We start from the raw sequence: 15,187 nt of genomic DNA on the forward strand, positions 1-15,187 counted from the left end.
AGAGAAGCGCAACTAATACTCAGATACGGCTGTTGGGGGAGCGCACAAATGGCGGAACTAAAGTACGGCGGCTTTTCGCTGGGACATATCAATGCTAGACGCAATCGGCGCAAGGCCGAAGCCTATTGGCTCGGGTTCCTTGAAGGTGTTTTGGCCAGCGAGTCGATCGAGAACCTGGAAATCGAATCCATTCGAGCCGAAGCCGCGCAACTGCTCTGCCTTTTCGGAGACGACGATGCCGCTGATCTCATCCAGGATCTGGATACGGCTTACGCCGATTATCACGGCGAAATCTACGCTGTGATCTCCGGGATCGTCGACTACCGCTCGAGGTCTTTCAACCACGAGCCTGAAGCGAAGGACCGCTGCAACCGCTTCTTCGGCTTCTGCGCGGGCATAGCCTGCGACGGCCGTCTCAAGGTCAAAGAGGTCGAGAAGCTGATTGGCATGATCGACCAGGATACCGAGCTCGTGGACGACCCCAGGATATCGGGCTTGAGGAAAGTCGCCGCCGAAGCGATCTCCGACAGGCACCTTTCGGCCGAGGAAGAAGAGGACATCAGCGAGTGGATTGCCCGGCTGGTCGGCGACAGTTGCGCCGACACCGGGTTGCCAACTTATGGAAACACTCCATCAATTGACGGAGTACTCAGGGACCCGGCCACGCTTGTGTTCGAGAACGCAGGATTCGTGGTGACCGGGGCATTCAGCATGGCGCCGCGCAAGGTCATCGAGAGCTGGATCGCCAGCAGGGGAGGGTTCGTCTCCAAGAGCGTGTCCCGGAGCACGGATTACCTGATCGTCGCCGCTATCGCCTCGCGAGACTGGCTGCACAGCCACCAAGGAACGAAAATCATTGAGGCGAGTAGGGGACGGCCGGAAACACGGCGGTAAGGCAGATTCCGATCGAGGCAGGCTTGCCCGGCAGGTTAATGATCAGGGAACGCCCGCGAACTCCCGCCGTTTGACGCGACAAGATGGCGGTTGGCACTTGTTCCAGACTTACCCGTCGCATCAATTCACCGAAGCCGGGCAGCTCTTTCGTCAAGACCTGGTGGGTAGCCTCCACTGTCAGGTCGCGCGGTGCAGGGCCCGTGCCACCAGTTGTCAGGATCAGGTCAACATCGTCCTTGTCGCACAATTGGAGAAGCGCGTTCCTGACGCTTTCCACCCCGTCCGGAACGATACGCCGGACGAAATCACATGGTTGTGCCACGGCACGCCGCAGCCACTGCTCTACGGCGGGTCCGCTCAAGTCTTCATACTGGCCGCCGCTCGCCCGGTCGGAGACTGTTAAAACCGCGATCCGCGCAAAGCCATGTCCTGGATTCACCGTCATTGGGTGCTCCGGTCTCCCAAGTGGAAGCCCGGTTTCCCACTGAGGTAGCCGTCTACCATCCCTCCCGGCAGATCGAGGCACGACAAGGCAAATCTCGTTGAGGTCGGCGTTTGGGCGCCGTCGAGCAGGCCGCGATAGGCTTCGGCGACAGCAACCATGTCGGCAGTGTGGGGAGACAGGCGCAAGCGCCGGATACCATGCGCCCTCAAGTCCTCCGGTTCAGGACAGAAAGCCTGCACCTGATTGGAGAGCGTCTGCACGCCGTTGACGGCGAGAAATTCCTGTCCGTCGATCGTGTCGACCGCAAGGCCGTCAGGGTCTTGCTCGCACGTAAACTGGCAGGAGTCCTTGTGAAGATTGTTCAGCCTTGCGTGGTAGCAGCGACCAGAAAGGGCCAGTGGCAGTCTGCCGAATGCGAAAATCTCAAGATCGACGTCGGAGCAGTCGCGGGCAATGCTGCCAATGGCTTCCAAAGAAAGCTCGACCGGGGGACAAATGGTGCGTGCCCCGCGCGCGGCGAAAAACCGGGCCGTGGATTCGTTGTACACATTCACGAACGGCCCAATCACGAACGCCTGTCCGGAGCGGGCTGGGATGGCCGTCACGTCGTTGATTTCGACAAGCCGCCCCTCGTTGCACCACTCATTTACGGCCCTGCGCTCCCGGACCGTGGCAGGTGCGGCAAGCGTGGAGAGCACGACCTCCTTGCCGCCACGTTCGAGCCGTTCAATTATTTCGGGCCATATCGAGTCGGAGAACGGCATTCTCTTTCCGCAGACGACTTCACCGATGTGCACCCTGTCGATGGCGGCCTGATCCGCGATGCGCCTGTAGAAATCAGCCAACCGATCAGCCGGCCAGTGGAAGAAGACCGGGCCAAGGGTCAATGCAATTCTTGGCATAGCGCTCATCTCCAAGTCTTCTTGTAGGCGCCTTCGGTCTGGCGTCCTCCCTCGGACATGCCCGCCAGAATCCGGTCGATCTCGGCCGCATCGCCGCCTGCTTCGACCGCGTCGACGGCCCTCCGGAAAGCGCGGACCACTTCGGTGACGTATGCTTTGCCGCGCTGGCGCCCCTCGATCTTAAGGGCTGTGACTCCGGCCGCTTTCAGCCCCGCGAGCACTCCGCCGGCGTTCAGGCTGACCGGGTCTTCGAACAGGTAGGATGTTTTGCCGCCGGCTGTGAAGCGGCCCTTGCACAGGGTTGGATATCCGGTCGGCTGGCTCTGCGCATAGCGATCAATGGTGAAGCCGGCGAGCCGTGCCACGGTTCCCTCGGTGTCATCCTCGTAGGTGACGTCTTCTGGCGGCGAACAGACGCCGCTCAGATTGGGGGACTTTCCGGTGGCGTAGGAAGACAGGTAGCAACGGCCTTCGATCATGACGCAAAGGCCTCCGAACACGAACGCCTCGGTTTCCACGTCGATCATGCGATTGAGCGCGGCTATCTCTTGGACTGAAAGCACTCGCGGAAGGACAACGCGCCGGACACGGAACGCGTCGACATAGAATTTCACGGCCTCCGGCGTCGACGCGGAAGCCTGCACGGAGAGGTGAAGGCGTAGCCCCGGGTGGTTATTCGCGGCATGGTCGAGGACAGCCAAATCCGCCGCGATCACTGCGTCCGCTCCGCATTGGGCAGCCTCGTCCACGGCCTTGCGCCATTGGTCCACGCGGCCAGGCTGAGCGAATGTGTTTATCGCGACGAGTACCTTTTTCCCGTGACCCTTGGCAAACCGCACGCCTTCCGCCAACTCGGCTGTCGAGAAGTTCAGGCCGGGAAAATTCCGTGCATTGGTCTCGTTGCGGAACCCGCAGTACACGGCATCGGCGCCTGCGACGACTGCGGCACGCAAGGTGGCTGGCGTGCCCGCTGGACAGATCAACTCCATTGGCTGATTGCTCATAGTCAGGAACCCTCCCTTTGGTCCAATCCCCGACACGCAAGGCGCCTGGCGGCGCGAAGGCTGCCGAGTATGGCATTGTCCGCCAGGCGCCCCAGCGCGCCTTGCAGACCCAGCAGGTCCGCTGGCCGCAATTCGGCATCGTCGATGGCATTTCGAAGCGCCAGAACAGCTTCAGTACGGCCCCCGATCGAGACGATTCGCCTGAAGAAGAGAGCGTCGCCATCAAGGCTGCCATCGAGCAGACCCAACAGCACCAAGATGGGGCCACTGATAGAAACGGCTGCGGACGACGTCTCCGACTTGCTGACGACACGGACAACCGAACTCACACCGTCCGGCACAACGAGGAAGGCAAAAGAGAGATCGGTCGGGTCGACGAAGAAGCACGCGGACTTATGCTCGCCTAGGCGGTCGAAGAGGTTCGGCTGCCTTCTGGCAAGGTCGCGGAGGGCCCGCGTAAGTAGGATCCCGAGCGGCATAGCGCCGGCTTTGGGGAACAGTATCCGCGCGAGCGGCAAGGAGCCGTCCCTTAGTTCGTCGGCCAATGCTGTTCTCCCTCAGTGACTCTGCTTGGCTGGCGGTCTTAAGGTCGAAAGCGATGGCGCAGTTTGTGCAAGCTCAAAGAACAAGCAGATTTCTCTCTTACGAGTTCGAGCGAGCTTAGAAATCACCGAAGCGAGGACGCGCAAGGAATCCGTCTTCGATGCAGTCTGGAGCTAATCCGCGGACATTCGGCTCGTCCCTCGGCATGAAGGGGGGTTCGAGGCCAATTCCCGCGACGGCAGCCGAAATGAGGTCGGAGGCGGCCATAGGGTTCTGCAAGGCGAGGAGCAGTTCGGCGCGATCGAAGTCCCTAACGCCTGTCCGATCGAGCCGTGCATTCGCAAGACGCAGTCGCTCCCCCTGAAGGTCTCCTCGACAGCTGGTCGACCGCAGCGTGGCAATTGCCGCTCCCAACAGTCGTGTGCAGTGCGCTCCTATGTGCATAATTTGCAACCATGCTCCATTTCGGGAAGGCATGGATACCGTCCCTCGACTTGGCGCGCTTTGTTCCAACGCAAAGAGCGTCGCTGGATGTTTGTGGAAGGTCAAAGACGGGAGCCAGTCACCGTGGCAAACGTCCGCCGTCGGCCGCGTCGCGCGACGGGAAATGTATTTATGCACCATAGATCGCTGCCGCTTTTCAATGACCTTTCTTCGTTCCTGTCGCACCTGGACGAGCGAGGGGACGTACGGCATGTCCAGGCACCTGTTTCAATGCACCTTGAAGCAACCGAGGTGCATCGGCGCACGATCGCCAAGGACGGGCCAGTGCTGAGGTTGGACAAGCCGATCGATGCGCAGGGAAGAGTATCGACCTTTCCTGTCGTGACGAACTTGTTTGGGACGCGAGCGCGGGTCGCCGCTGGATTGGGCACCGACCTCAATGGCCTTGACTCGTTCGGGAAGCTTCTCGCCTGGATGAGGTCTCCGCAGGCGCCGAGGACACTGGGCGAAGCGCGCGACATGCTCCCTGCGGCGCGCAGCGCACTCCTGGCACGGCCAAGAATCGTGAGAGAGCCTTCCAGCTGGAGCGAGATCGCGCCCGACTTGTCCCTCCTTCCAGTCCAGACTTGCTGGCCAGGAGACGCGGGCCCCCTGATTACCTGGCCCGTAGTCGTGACCCGTGCACCTGGAGCTGACGATCCAGGAACGTACAACCTGGGCATTTACCGAATGCAGGTAATCGATCGGGATCGCGCAATAGTCCGTTGGTTGCCGATGCGCGGCGGTGCGGTGCACCATCGTATGTGGGCGGCCCGCGGCATCGACATGCCTGTCGCAGTGGTTATCGGCGCCGATCCAGCAACGCTGCTCGCTGCCGTAATGCCAGTACCCGAGGGCGTGACCGAACTTGCGTTGTCCGGCATGATCGGAAACAAGCGACCACGGCTGACCGCGTGCGGCAGCATCCCGCTACACGTTCCCGCAACAGCCGAGATTGTGCTGGAAGGTACCGTATCCGCCAAGGAAACCGCTCTGGAGGGCCCGTTTGGCGACCATACTGGATACTACAATGCCGCTGAGCAATATCCGGTATTTCGCCTCAACAGAATCCGGGTCCGTGACCAGGCCTGCTACCTGACCACCTATACCGGGAGGGCTCCTGACGAGCCGTCGGTGTTGGGCGAAGCGCTTACCGACGTCTTCAAGCCCCTCCTTCGGCAACAGATCCCAGAAATCCGTGACGTCTGGCTTCCGCCGGAAGCCAGCTCCTACAGGATCGCCGTGCTGTCCATCGCCAAGAAGTACCCGGGGCAGGCGCGTCGCGTAATGATGGGCTTCTGGTCGCTGCTGCCGCAGTTTTCCATGACAAAGATGCTCATCGTGGTCGATGACGACATCGACATACGTTCGTGGCCGGACGTCATGTGGGCAATCGGGACGCGCATGGACCCCTCCCGTGACCTGATGACCGTGGACCGCACTCCGATCGATCACCTCGACTTCGCGTCTCCACTTGAAGGGCTGGGAGGGAAACTCGGTATCGACGCGACGCGAAAGGTCGGATCAGAAACCGTACGGGACTGGGGAAGCGAATTGCGCATGTGTCCCGAGATCGATCGGCAAGTGTCGCAGCGATGGAATGAAATCTTCCCGGAGTTCGGATAACGCCATGACCAAACGCATCATCGTGGGAATAGCGGGGGCCTCGGGTTCTGGCCTGGCCCTCGAAACCCTCCGGCAGTTAGCCAATGCTGACGCCGAAACGCATGTCGTGGTTTCAATGGGCGCCAGAGCAACCATCCAGCATGAACTCGGCGATGAGGGCCTTGCCCGCATCACCGAACTGGCAAGCCGAGTTCACTCGCCTCACGACATGACAGCTCCGATCGCCAGCGGGTCTTTCCCAAACGACGGCATGATCGTCGTTCCCTGCTCCATGCGCACGTTGTCCGCGATAGCGCATGGATTAGGCGATAACCTGCTGACCAGGGCAGCCGACGTCGCCCTCAAGGAAAAACGCCGACTGGTGGTCGTTCCGCGTGAGGCTCCCCTGCATGAAGGTCACTTGCGGTCGATGCTGACGCTGGCAAGGCTGGGCGCGACGATTGCGCCTCCAATGCCACCGTTTTACGTGAGAATGCACAGCATAGACGAAATGCTCAGGGAGATCGCGGCGCGGCTTCTGAATTGGGTGGGCGTTGATCCAGGTAGCGAGATGACGCGATGGAGCGGCCTGCCGCAAGGTCGGCCGCCTTCACGCGAACTGGACATTTGAAACTGCGAGGGGCCTGTTGATACGCGCTGGCCTTAGCGTACCCGTTCTTCAGCCTGCCGTGCGGGGGGCAACTGGCCTCGTCAAGATGAACGCAGCCGCGGCCAACATAGCCGTGGCCTGCATGGTGATCGCCACCAGTGGCGCGCCAAATAGCATCGATAGAGCCAGCGCCAAAACCATGGACAACAGTGCGAGACGCTTCGAGCGGTGTGAGATCGCGCCATAAGCGTTCCAGTCGCTGATGGCGCGGCCCACCCGCGGATGTTCCAAAAGCCGCGAGTGGAGCCGCTTCGAGCTCCTTGAGTAGCAGAATGCGGCGAGAACCAGGAACGGGGTAGTCGGCATCAGCGGAAGAATGATGCCTATCAACCCTGCGAGCAGGGTGGCCGTGCCAGCCGCCAGCCAAATCAGTTGGCGGATGCGATTGGGTGTCACGAAGGCGAAAACTCTGCGCCGTCAGCAGGCAGGATCGCCAGACTGCGCATGCACAGGGCGCCTTCTCCCGCTGTGGCGGCCACTTCATCGAAGAGCAGCGCTAGCTCAGTATAGACGCTGCGGTCGGGCTCGGCCGCAGCCAGTTCATCCACTTCGCGAAGCAGATCTACGATTGCCTCGATCCGCTCGCGGTGCTGCCTCGCCCGTACGAGATGTTCGCGCTGCACGCGCCTTTGCTCGAGCGCTGTGAAGCGTGTCAAGGCCTCATCAAGCCGGGCGCGACATTCGCAATCCAAGTCAACTCCAGCGATGACAGTCTTGATCCGCCGCACCACGGAACCAGAGCCATGGGCGCGGCGATCAAAGCTACTAGCTGGTTTGGAACCCATTTGTCAGCCGCCTTCCCGAAATTGTCCGAGTATTTACCTGCCGCCTTTGCCTATCGGAGCGGGGCGAGGCAGCACTGCAGCCTGATCCACCGCTTCCTTCAAGCTTGGGTAAATCGCCTGAAGCGCGACGCGGTCGCCGGCCTCTGAAGCGCGATGGAGGAGCTCGACCGTACGAACCAGCATTTCGGATTTATCGTTGGGGCGATCTGCAATTCGGCTGGCCGCGGCCTCCAGCTCGTAGCTCGCTTTGTGGATGCTCACGTAGTCTTCCGTCGCCAGCGCTTGTTCGACCGTGGACAGTGCCCTCCGCATCATGGCGCTTGCTTCCCCCACGGTGCGGGGCATTTTCACTTCATAGTGTTTCGCGGCCTGTTCCGCCGTCGCGGCGGTCGGCAAGCCAACGGCTCCCGTCAAGAATAGAGCGGCGCAGATGCCGCTTCCCAAGCTGAGCTTCCGAACCCAGGCGGTCATCTCTGCTCCTTCGAACGCTATGCGTCGTAAATCAGCAACCGAGCGACGAATTGTGCCCGAACGAAAAATGTCTACACCTACGCTGCACTTTTCCGTTTGCGCTGGCGCAAACACGATGCTGGAGATTGTGTCGGGGGCCGCTCAGCCGTTGCGCCGGGGCTCGCACTCTCACGCGGCAATATCGCTCACTGCAGCGCGGTTGCGACACGACGCCGACTGTGAAAAAATCTGCCGAGAAATCGAGGGAATGTCTTGGGCCGAGTCGACCGTTCGCTGATTGCCGGGCTCCCGCTGTTCGCAGGAATTGCGCCAGAGGGACTCGACAGAATATTGGCGGGAGCGCGATCCACGCGGTATCCGAAGGATTCTGCCATCTTCGAACAGGAAGAAGAGGCCCACGCGTTCTTTCTCTTGCTGGACGGTCATATTCGGGTTGTGCGAAGCACGCCTGAGGGACAGCAGGTCATCGTCCGGTACATCAGTGCTGGCGAAATATTCGGAATAGCGTCGGCGCTTGGACGCACGACTTACCCGGCCACTGCCTTCGCCGTAGTGGACTGTGTCGCGCTTTCGTGGCCCACCTCTATGTGGTCAGAGCTGTCCGCTCAGTTTCCGAGCTTTGGCGCAAATACGTACAAGACGGTCGGCACCCGACTTCAGGACACGCACACGCGCGTCGTGGAAATGGCCACGGAACAAGTCGAACAGCGCGTGGCTCATGCCCTGCTGAGGCTCCTGGAGCAAACAGGTAAGAAGACAGACGAAGGAATCCTTATCGACTTTCCGATCTCCCGCCAGGACATAGCAGAGATGACGGGCACGACGCTGCATACCGTGAGCCGGCTGCTGAGCGCGTGGGAAGACAAGGGCATGATCCGGAGCGGACGTCAGAAGGTGACAGTGGTCGACCCGCATAAGCTGATGTTGGTTGCCAATGGTCGGAGCGAACGGAGCTAGCCTGCGTTTCCCTGTCGATCAATTGCAGCCGCCAGCTGATTCAGAAAAGAAGTTTCATCCAACTCGTGTTCTCGACAAGCGTCGGATACGGTATGAAACGACCCGATAGGGCAACCTACACACAGCATCCGATTTGCGAGAAACACCCGGATTGTGTTGGGCCAGAGTTTCATCACGTCGTCGACCGAAAGGTCCGGGTCAAAGCGCTTGCTTGAAGCCATCTCATTTTTTTCCATGCATTTCGTCTTAGCATCGCCGATCCGGCCATCCTTTCGTTGCGCTCCGTCAATCAACGCGGAAGTTCGGCGTCGGAAAAGCGGGTAACGATTCGTGCATCTTTGCGCCTTCGCAACGACATCGGCTGACGCGTGACTAGGCTGCCATTCGCTGAACGAGACGGAGAACGACTATGGCGATGGTTCGCTGGGCCCCAGACGGCCCCGAGATCGATGCGACCGTCGCTGCTCGCGGAATGAAACTGGCTGTCGAGTACTTCCTAAGGCAGATCCAGCAAGGAAACATCAGGTGTTTGGTCGAACGGGGAGTTGGCGACGATGAAGGACGGCATCGCCTGTCCTTCAAATATCGCGATCGCGAGCTGCTGCTAATCGTTGCCGATGACGGTCAAGTCCTCAGCGAGGAGCTGACCATGGCGCCTCGCAAGTTCGTCTGGAAATAAGCAAGCCGATTTGGCTAGGATCTTCCCTGAGCTGGACCGTCGCCGTCGTCATCCTCATCAGGCGCAATCAGATCGATCAAGGCTGCCACTTGGCTTCCTGGCAGCGGCCGGCCTTCACCCATGAATGCGTCGTCTCCGAAGACCCAGGCCCAGGCCTCCTTCAACTCTGCCAGCGAAGCTTCCGTCAAAATAAGCTCCGCGATCATTGCGTCGTCCACGCGGCCGAGGACCGAGACGACATCTTTGCGTGTCATGGTCATCGCTTCCTCCGTCGCCCGCCTCCAGTTCGTATCAGAACACCACCGCAGCAACCGCAAGAAGGCTGATAGCCAGCACGGCGAGGCTGGGAACCAGTACTGCGGCTCCTGAAGCCACGGCCAGCGCCGCCACCCAACCGAACGGCCTGTCACTTGCTTGAGACATCGTCGAAGCCTTTCGTTTCCGTTGCTGAACAAACGCCGTTGGCAGCCGTGGCGTTCCCTTGCCTGGCAGGAACACCGTCGTGGTTTTTGCATGCTTGCTGACTAAGAGGAGCGTCAGCACCTGAAAGCAAGACCCGCACCGCAGCCCCATCCAGATCCTCGTACTGGCCACTCCGTAGCGACCATAGGAAGGCTGCCAAGCCCACCAAGCCCATGCCTAGGGCAATTGGAATCAAAAAAGAGAGATAACTCATGCAGCCTCCGCTGGGACTAGGCGGCGAAAGCCCGCAAAGCGGGAGGATGAAGCCGTTTCGTGCGGGAGCCGCAAGGCATTGGCGACGACTAAGATTGACGACGTCGACATGGCAACAGCTGCTATCAGCGGAGTTATTTGCCCCGACATCGCTAGGGGCAGGGCCAATACGTTGTAGGCCACAGCGAGCGCGAAGTTCTGCCGCACGAGCCGGGCGGCATTGCGGGCGATGCCCGTCGCGTGAGGGACACCTTCAAGGCTGTTCCGCAGAAAGACGAGATCGGCAGAGGTACGACCGATGTCCGCCGCCGAAGAGGGCGCCATGGAAACATGTGCTGCTGCCAGTGCCGGAGCGTCATTCAGGCCGTCGCCAACCATCAGAACGCGGCGGCCGGAGGCGGCCAGATCTTTGAGTCGGTTGACCTTGCCCTCAGGCAAAACGCCGTGGCGGACCTCGGAAATTCCAAGCGCATCCGCGACCTTCCGGACAGCGGTCGCAGAGTCCCCCGATAGGACCTCCGTCGCCAATCCCCAGCTTTCCAGCTTTCTGACAGCTTCCACCGCACCGGGACGAAGATTGTGGGCGATCGTGAACGAGCCTGCGAGCGTGCCGTTCTTCGACAGCCAGATCATGGATTCATTGCTGGCATTGCCTGGCAGGCCCGAAACCCATTCCCGCCTGCCGAGGCGAAAGACACTCCCGTCGATCCGACCTTCAATTCCGTACCCGGACACCTCACGAAAATCTGCGACTTCGGGCCCTGTCGACGCGAGAGCGGCGACCGCGCATGAGGCCGGGTGTCTGGACAGGGCTGCGAGTGCGGCAGCGGCCGGCACGTCGTGCAGGGCAGCCGTGTGACGTTCGACGCGCGTGACGCCCGTTGTCAGAGTTCCGGTCTTGTCGAACACGACCGTGTCAACTTCGGCGAGCCGTTCCAGCGCGCCGCCGTCCTTGAGCGTGACGCCGAGGTCAAACAGCCTGCGTGCGGCCACAACCTGGACCATTGGCACAGCCAAACCCAATGCACATGGGCAGGTGATAATGAGCACCGAAACGGCGGCCGTAACCGATGCATGCCAATCGCCCGTGATTGCGATCCAGGCCGCGCAGGTGGCAAGGGCCAACAAATGGACGACGGGGGAATACAAGGCCGCGGCTCGATCCGCGATGCGGCGATACTGTGCCCGCCCGTCCTCCGCCGCATCCATCAACTTCGCCATGTCGGCGAGGAAGGAATCCTTGGCACGCTTATCGGCACGAACCGTCAACGCGCCATCGAGGCTGAGCGCGCCAGACAAAACGGCGGTTCCAGGCTGGACACGTGTTGGCGTCGCTTCTCCGCTGACTACCGAAAGGTCAAGGCTGCCGCGCCCGGCCACTATCGTGCCGTCTACCGGAACCCGGTCGCCGGGGCCGACTGGAATCATGTCGCCCGGCTCAACTTCCATGAGACCGCAGAACTCGCGGCTCCCGTCAACGCGTATCACCGTCACGCCTCGCGGTATCAAGCGGCTGAGGCCGGAAACTGCCTTCCGTGCTTTGCTCCTCATTGCATAATCAAGCGTGCGTCCGGCGAGCAGGAAAAAGATAAGGGAAGTCACGGCGTCGAAATATGCGTGCGGCCCTCCGGCGAATGTGTCGTAGAGGCTCAACGCCAACGTCAGCAGGATCCCCACAGAGATAGGAAGATCCATGCTGCTTGTGCGGCGCTGTACCGACTTCCATGCCGAAATGAAGAATATTCTTCCGGAGTAGGCGACCGCAGGCACTGCCAGCAGGGCAGAAACCAGATGAAATGCATTTCGAGTCTGCGTGTCTGCACCCGACCACACCGACACTGACAACAGCATGATGTTCATTGCGGCAAAGCCCGCCACTGCGGTGGCGCGCAGCAGTCGCGACATCTTGGGGTCATGAAGGTCATCTCCCGCTTCCGCGAGGCGGCAGTCGTATCCGATGGCAGCCAGGGCCTCCGTTACAGGAGGGGCATGGTCGCCACGCCACCTCACGGTTACGCGGCGGGACGTAAGGTTCACGCGAGCCGCGAGAACTCCTTCTAGGCCTTGCAGGGCCCCTTCGATTGACGTGATGCAGGTGCCGCACCTGGCTTGGGGTACCGAAAGGTTAGTCTGAAAGATGCCATCTCCCAGATGGCGTCGTGCCAGCAAGATTTCGCCAGCAGTCGCGCTGCCGCAACGCGCCAGTTGCAGCGCTTCCTCCGCTCCCTGGGCGCAGCAGCTCACTTCAGGTCTCCGGGAGCGCCACGGCTCTATAGGCGTGCCAGGTGGCATGGCCGAGCAGGGGGAAAATCACGATCATCCCGGCGAGCCCAGTGGCAACACAGACGGCGAAAAGGACGAGCAGTATTGCAGCCCAGCCCAGCATTGCGGGTAGATTGTTCCAGACCAGTTTCATGCTTGTGCCCATCGCGGTCAGCGCATCGACGCGCCGATCAAGGAGCAGGGGCACCGCAAAGACGCTGATGGCATAGGCAAAGGCAGCAAAAAGGCCACCGACGGCTGTCCCCACCACGATCATTACCCAACCGTACGCAGTCCCAAAAAGCATGCCTACGATGTGGTCAAGCCCGGGAAATGCCGTAACTCCAAAGAAAAGCGCATAGAGCAGAACCGCGGCTCGCATCCAGAGCAACAGGAGGCAACACAGCAGCAGCCCGGCAAAGAAGACCTGCGCGCCTGCCCTTGGACGCACGAGGAGCATGGACCCGAAGCTGATCTCACGGCCTTCCTCGATGGCCCGACTTTTCTCATATAGGCCGACCGCTAGAAAAGGAGCCACGATCATGAAGCCTGCCAGCGCCGGGAAGAGAATATAGTCCCGGCCGAAAGCCACGAGGGTCCAAACGAAGCAGACCGACAGGACGAAAACACTAATTCCGTATCCCAGGCTAGACGCCGGGCGTCTCCAGAAATCCTGCCAGCCCGCCGATAGCCATCTGAGGCCGACGAAGGGCGACAGCCCGCGGTTGAGCAGCGGATCGCGCGTCTCGCCGATGCCAGAGGTCTCGCTGAGTAGCCAGTACGACTTTTCGGTGTCGCTCATCTTCGCCTCCTCAACATGCCGACTTGGCAGCGCGGTAGCCGCCTTCGCCTGCGGCCTTAGAATGCTTGACGCAGTCCGGCTGAGAAACGACTGCCACGTAGATCAGGTGGGCATTGGCTCCGGCGAAAAGCAGCAGTCCCGCCGGAATCAGCATCCAGAGCATGATACTGAGGTACCGTCTTTTCGACTGTATGGTCATGGCTGTTGCGTCCCAAGGTCATGCACGTAGAGGGCAACCGTGCGGATCTCCGCCTTGGTCAGCCTCTCATCCCAGGTGGGCATATGGCCTTGGCGTCCACCGTGCACCGACGCAATGATGGTGTCGAGGTCGCCTCCGTAGATCCAGTGCGCATCTGTCAGGTTTGGCGCGCCGACATCCCTGTTTCCCTTCCCGTCTTCCCCGTGGCAGGCAGCGCACGTCGTAAGGAAGACTTCTCGTCCCGCCTGTATCCGTTTGACATTGTCTGCGGTCGAGTAGTCCGGATGGGAAAGCGAATAGACGTATGCGGCCACGCTCCGCACTTGATCTCGGTCGAGCACCTCGTCCCGCCCAAAGGCCGGCATTTGCCCGATGCGGCTCTCCGGATGCCGGGTATTGATGCCGACACGCATTGTCTGCTCGATAAGCTGGGGTCCACCGCCCCATAGCCAGTCGTCATCGGTCAGATCTGGGTAGTTTGCCCGGCCTTTGCCGTCCCGACCATGACACGCAGCGCAGTTGTCACCGAATAGCTGCCGCCCGGTGTCTCGGACCGTCTGCATCAGGGCCTCGTCCGCCAGGATGGCATCGTAAGGTTCCTTTTCGAGGCGTTCCATCCAGTTGGCCCGTTCGCGTTGGCCATCGACGACGCGCGCTTCGACAGTCTGTCTCTGGTCCACTCCTAGGAGGCCTCGTGTATAGGTCGTCCCGAGCGGCCAGGCAGGCACAAGGAACCACCAGGCGATCGCCCACAGGTGCGTCACGATCCAGAACAGGAGCACGCCCCGCGGGACCGGGGTGTCCAGTTCCTTGATGCCGTTCCATTCATGGCCTGTGGTCTCGCGGCCGCTGACGGGATCGCGTTCGTTCACTTCCATGGCTTGTCGTCCCCGCTCAGGATGCTGTTCTTGGCCTGACTGAAACGCTTCCGGTTTGACGGCCAGAATGTATAGACCAGCACGCCGACGGCCAGCGCAATCAGGTAAAAAAGACCCCAGCTCTTGGAAAAGGCGACAACCGAGTTGTGATCCAGGTCCATTCTGAAACCCTCCGCTTTACCCTTCCGGGTCAGGTTTTCCCTCGGGAGCCGCAGTGTTTTCGTATGCAGCTCCGGTCAGTCTGCCGAGGATTTGCAGATACGCCACGAGCGCATCCATCTCGGTGACGTCGGTCGTCACGCCGTCAAAAGCACTGACTTGAGTTTCGTCGCCATATCGTGTGGCAACCCCGGCAGCGAAGTCGGTATCCGGTGTTGCTTGGCCGTAAGCGTCGCGCGCCGCGTTCTCCACCATCTCGTCAGTATAGGGAACGCCCAGCGCCTTCTGCGCCGCGAGGTGAAGCGGCAGGTCCTCCATCTTGAGGGGCGTGCGCGCGAGCCATCGGTAGGCAGGCATGTTGGATTCTGGAACGACATCGCGAGGGTTGGTCAGGTGCGCGACGTGCCAGAAGTCGGAATACTTGCCACCGACGCGAGCAAGGTCAGGCCCAGTCCGTTTGGACCCCCAGAGCATCGGGCGGTCGTACTTCGACTCGACTGCAAGCGAATACGGGCCGTAGCGCTCCACCTCGTCGCGCAGCGTACGGATCATCTGGCTGTGGCAGGCATAACAGCCCTCTCGCACGTAGATATTGCGCCCGGCAAGCTCGAGCGGAGTGTACATCCGCATATCCGGGGCTTCTTCGACAGTCTCGTCAATAGTAAAGAGCGGGGCGATCTCGACGATGCCGCCCACGCTTGCGGCCGCGATGATTGCGATCACGAAACCTATCGCCGAACGCTCGAGTTTGCGGTGAAAAATCTCAGGCATCCA

At 60.7% G+C, this 15,187-nt stretch carries 20 protein-coding genes and 2 pseudogenes; 5 read left to right on the forward strand and 17 right to left on the reverse strand.

Going from position 1 to position 15,187, the window contains the following annotated elements; translation table 11 throughout:
- The first annotated feature begins 48 nt into the window (after positions 1-48).
- On the forward strand, positions 49-894 hold the full coding sequence (locus tag IG197_RS37025) for a BRCT domain-containing protein (RefSeq protein ID WP_192321690.1): 846 nt from the start codon (positions 49-51) through the stop codon (positions 892-894).
- On the opposite strand, the pseudogene mog reads toward IG197_RS37025, so the two are convergent.
- From mog to IG197_RS33650, 4 genes and pseudogenes are all read right to left on the reverse strand, one after another.
- A pseudogene (gene mog, locus IG197_RS33635) lies at positions 866-1,339 on the reverse strand (molybdopterin adenylyltransferase); the annotation flags it as partial. The gene IG197_RS37025 and the pseudogene mog sit on opposite strands and share 29 nt — an antisense overlap.
- Entirely contained in the window at positions 1,336-2,241 is a 906-nt protein-coding gene (locus IG197_RS33640) for a U32 family peptidase (RefSeq protein WP_192321857.1), read from the reverse strand. The pseudogene mog and the gene IG197_RS33640, both read right to left, overlap by 4 nt.
- Before the next feature lie 5 nt (positions 2,242-2,246).
- On the reverse strand, positions 2,247-3,245 hold the full coding sequence (locus IG197_RS33645; protein ID WP_192321694.1) for a peptidase U32 family protein: 999 nt from the start codon (positions 3,243-3,245) through the stop codon (positions 2,247-2,249).
- A gap of 2 nt (positions 3,246-3,247) precedes the next feature.
- Positions 3,248-3,790 carry an SCP2 sterol-binding domain-containing protein gene (locus IG197_RS33650; RefSeq protein ID WP_192321696.1) on the reverse strand — a complete coding sequence of 181 codons (543 nt, stop codon included), beginning with the start codon at positions 3,788-3,790 and terminating at the stop codon, positions 3,248-3,250.
- Positions 3,791-4,403: 613 nt separating this feature from the next.
- On the opposite strand from IG197_RS33650, the gene IG197_RS33655 reads away from it, so the two are divergent.
- Positions 4,404-5,897 carry a UbiD family decarboxylase gene (locus IG197_RS33655; protein ID WP_192321698.1) on the forward strand — a complete coding sequence of 498 codons (1,494 nt, stop codon included), beginning with the start codon at positions 4,404-4,406 and terminating at the stop codon, positions 5,895-5,897.
- Positions 5,898-5,901: 4 nt separating this feature from the next.
- Positions 5,902-6,507, forward strand: coding sequence for a UbiX family flavin prenyltransferase (locus IG197_RS33660; protein WP_192321699.1), 606 nt, complete (start codon positions 5,902-5,904; stop codon positions 6,505-6,507).
- A gap of 48 nt (positions 6,508-6,555) precedes the next feature.
- Here the strand turns inward: IG197_RS33660 and IG197_RS33665 are convergent, their stop codons facing one another.
- Genes IG197_RS33665 through IG197_RS33675 form a run of 3 tightly spaced genes read right to left on the reverse strand, consistent with a single transcriptional unit; the run spans position 6,556 to position 7,802 of the window.
- Positions 6,556-6,942, reverse strand: a complete 387-nt coding sequence (locus IG197_RS33665) for a YbaN family protein (RefSeq protein ID WP_192321701.1) — start codon at positions 6,940-6,942, stop codon at positions 6,556-6,558.
- The gene (locus IG197_RS33670) at positions 6,939-7,331 is read right to left on the reverse strand and encodes a hypothetical protein (RefSeq protein WP_192321703.1); all 393 of its coding nucleotides are present in this window, start codon (positions 7,329-7,331) and stop codon (positions 6,939-6,941) included. Before IG197_RS33670 ends, IG197_RS33665 begins: the two co-directional genes overlap by 4 nt.
- Positions 7,332-7,364: 33 nt before the next feature.
- A complete protein-coding gene (locus tag IG197_RS33675; protein WP_192321705.1) occupies positions 7,365-7,802 on the reverse strand; it encodes a DUF6746 family protein in 438 nt (145 codons plus the stop codon).
- 252 nt (positions 7,803-8,054) lie between these two features.
- Here IG197_RS33675 and IG197_RS33680 point away from each other — a divergent pair, with 252 nt between their 5' ends.
- Complete coding sequence (locus tag IG197_RS33680) at positions 8,055-8,759, forward strand: Crp/Fnr family transcriptional regulator (protein WP_192321707.1); 705 nt, start codon at positions 8,055-8,057, stop codon at positions 8,757-8,759.
- Here IG197_RS33680 and IG197_RS33685 read toward each other — a convergent pair.
- Positions 8,756-8,995, reverse strand: a complete 240-nt coding sequence (locus IG197_RS33685) for a DUF1858 domain-containing protein (RefSeq protein ID WP_371746624.1) — start codon at positions 8,993-8,995, stop codon at positions 8,756-8,758. The two genes, IG197_RS33680 and IG197_RS33685, sit on opposite strands and share 4 nt — an antisense overlap.
- A 173-nt stretch (positions 8,996-9,168) precedes the next feature.
- Between IG197_RS33685 and IG197_RS33690 the strand changes: the two genes are divergently transcribed.
- Complete coding sequence (locus IG197_RS33690) at positions 9,169-9,438, forward strand: DUF6522 family protein (RefSeq protein WP_067964903.1); 270 nt, start codon at positions 9,169-9,171, stop codon at positions 9,436-9,438.
- A 14-nt stretch (positions 9,439-9,452) separates the two neighbouring features.
- Here IG197_RS33690 and IG197_RS33695 read toward each other — a convergent pair whose 3' ends face one another.
- From IG197_RS33695 to ccoO, 9 genes and pseudogenes are all read right to left on the reverse strand, one after another.
- On the reverse strand, positions 9,453-9,698 hold the full coding sequence (locus IG197_RS33695) for a hypothetical protein (protein ID WP_192321709.1): 246 nt from the start codon (positions 9,696-9,698) through the stop codon (positions 9,453-9,455).
- 31 nt (positions 9,699-9,729) lie between these two features.
- Positions 9,730-9,861 (reverse strand): hypothetical protein, encoded by a 132-nt coding sequence (locus IG197_RS36720; RefSeq protein ID WP_256441294.1) that lies wholly within the window; start codon positions 9,859-9,861, stop codon positions 9,730-9,732.
- Positions 9,862-9,958: 97 nt separating this feature from the next.
- Positions 9,959-10,114, reverse strand: a pseudogene (gene ccoS, locus IG197_RS36500) (cbb3-type cytochrome oxidase assembly protein CcoS); the annotation flags it as partial.
- Positions 10,111-12,405, reverse strand: a complete 2,295-nt coding sequence (locus IG197_RS33705) for a heavy metal translocating P-type ATPase (RefSeq protein ID WP_192321713.1) — start codon at positions 12,403-12,405, stop codon at positions 10,111-10,113. The gene IG197_RS33705 and the pseudogene ccoS, both read right to left, overlap by 4 nt.
- Positions 12,359-13,177 (reverse strand): DUF2189 domain-containing protein, encoded by an 819-nt coding sequence (locus tag IG197_RS33710; protein WP_192321715.1) that lies wholly within the window; start codon positions 13,175-13,177, stop codon positions 12,359-12,361. Before IG197_RS33710 ends, IG197_RS33705 begins: the two co-directional genes overlap by 47 nt.
- A 10-nt stretch (positions 13,178-13,187) precedes the next feature.
- Complete coding sequence (locus IG197_RS33715; protein WP_192321717.1) at positions 13,188-13,376, reverse strand: hypothetical protein; 189 nt, start codon at positions 13,374-13,376, stop codon at positions 13,188-13,190.
- On the reverse strand, positions 13,373-14,254 hold the full coding sequence (ccoP, locus tag IG197_RS33720) for a cytochrome-c oxidase, cbb3-type subunit III (RefSeq protein WP_192321718.1): 882 nt from the start codon (positions 14,252-14,254) through the stop codon (positions 13,373-13,375). The genes IG197_RS33715 and ccoP overlap by 4 nt, the downstream gene beginning before the upstream one ends.
- A complete protein-coding gene (locus IG197_RS33725; RefSeq protein WP_192321720.1) occupies positions 14,245-14,415 on the reverse strand; it encodes a cbb3-type cytochrome c oxidase subunit 3 in 171 nt (56 codons plus the stop codon). The genes ccoP and IG197_RS33725 overlap by 10 nt, the downstream gene beginning before the upstream one ends.
- A gap of 16 nt (positions 14,416-14,431) precedes the next feature.
- Positions 14,432-15,184 carry a cytochrome-c oxidase, cbb3-type subunit II gene (ccoO, locus tag IG197_RS33730; RefSeq protein ID WP_192321722.1) on the reverse strand — a complete coding sequence of 251 codons (753 nt, stop codon included), beginning with the start codon at positions 15,182-15,184 and terminating at the stop codon, positions 14,432-14,434.
- Between the last annotated feature and the right edge of the window lie 3 nt (positions 15,185-15,187).

It is taken from the genome of Aminobacter sp. SR38, from assembly GCF_014843375.1.
Lineage (GTDB): Bacteria > Pseudomonadota > Alphaproteobacteria > Rhizobiales > Rhizobiaceae > Aminobacter > Aminobacter ciceronei.

Coding starts and splice junctions, on each gene's coding strand:
- IG197_RS37025 (WP_192321690.1), top strand. CDS start 49: ATGGCGGAACTAAAGTACGGCGGCTTTTCGCTGGGACATATCAATGCT.
- IG197_RS33640 (WP_192321857.1), bottom strand. CDS start 2,241: ATGCCAAGAATTGCATTGACCCTTGGCCCGGTCTTCTTCCACTGGCCG.
- IG197_RS33645 (WP_192321694.1), bottom strand. CDS start 3,245: ATGAGCAATCAGCCAATGGAGTTGATCTGTCCAGCGGGCACGCCAGCC.
- IG197_RS33655 (WP_192321698.1), top strand. CDS start 4,404: ATGCACCATAGATCGCTGCCGCTTTTCAATGACCTTTCTTCGTTCCTG.
- IG197_RS33660 (WP_192321699.1), top strand. CDS start 5,902: ATGACCAAACGCATCATCGTGGGAATAGCGGGGGCCTCGGGTTCTGGC.
- IG197_RS33670 (WP_192321703.1), bottom strand. CDS start 7,331: ATGGGTTCCAAACCAGCTAGTAGCTTTGATCGCCGCGCCCATGGCTCT.
- IG197_RS33675 (WP_192321705.1), bottom strand. CDS start 7,802: ATGACCGCCTGGGTTCGGAAGCTCAGCTTGGGAAGCGGCATCTGCGCC.
- IG197_RS33685 (WP_371746624.1), bottom strand. CDS start 8,995: ATGGAAAAAAATGAGATGGCTTCAAGCAAGCGCTTTGACCCGGACCTT.
- IG197_RS33690 (WP_067964903.1), top strand. CDS start 9,169: ATGGCGATGGTTCGCTGGGCCCCAGACGGCCCCGAGATCGATGCGACC.
- IG197_RS33695 (WP_192321709.1), bottom strand. CDS start 9,698: ATGACCATGACACGCAAAGATGTCGTCTCGGTCCTCGGCCGCGTGGAC.
- IG197_RS36720 (WP_256441294.1), bottom strand. CDS start 9,861: ATGTCTCAAGCAAGTGACAGGCCGTTCGGTTGGGTGGCGGCGCTGGCC.
- IG197_RS33705 (WP_192321713.1), bottom strand. CDS start 12,405: ATGCCACCTGGCACGCCTATAGAGCCGTGGCGCTCCCGGAGACCTGAA.
- IG197_RS33710 (WP_192321715.1), bottom strand. CDS start 13,177: ATGAGCGACACCGAAAAGTCGTACTGGCTACTCAGCGAGACCTCTGGC.
- IG197_RS33715 (WP_192321717.1), bottom strand. CDS start 13,376: ATGACCATACAGTCGAAAAGACGGTACCTCAGTATCATGCTCTGGATG.
- ccoP (WP_192321718.1), bottom strand. CDS start 14,254: ATGGAAGTGAACGAACGCGATCCCGTCAGCGGCCGCGAGACCACAGGC.
- IG197_RS33725 (WP_192321720.1), bottom strand. CDS start 14,415: ATGGACCTGGATCACAACTCGGTTGTCGCCTTTTCCAAGAGCTGGGGT.
- ccoO (WP_192321722.1), bottom strand. CDS start 15,184: ATGCCTGAGATTTTTCACCGCAAACTCGAGCGTTCGGCGATAGGTTTC.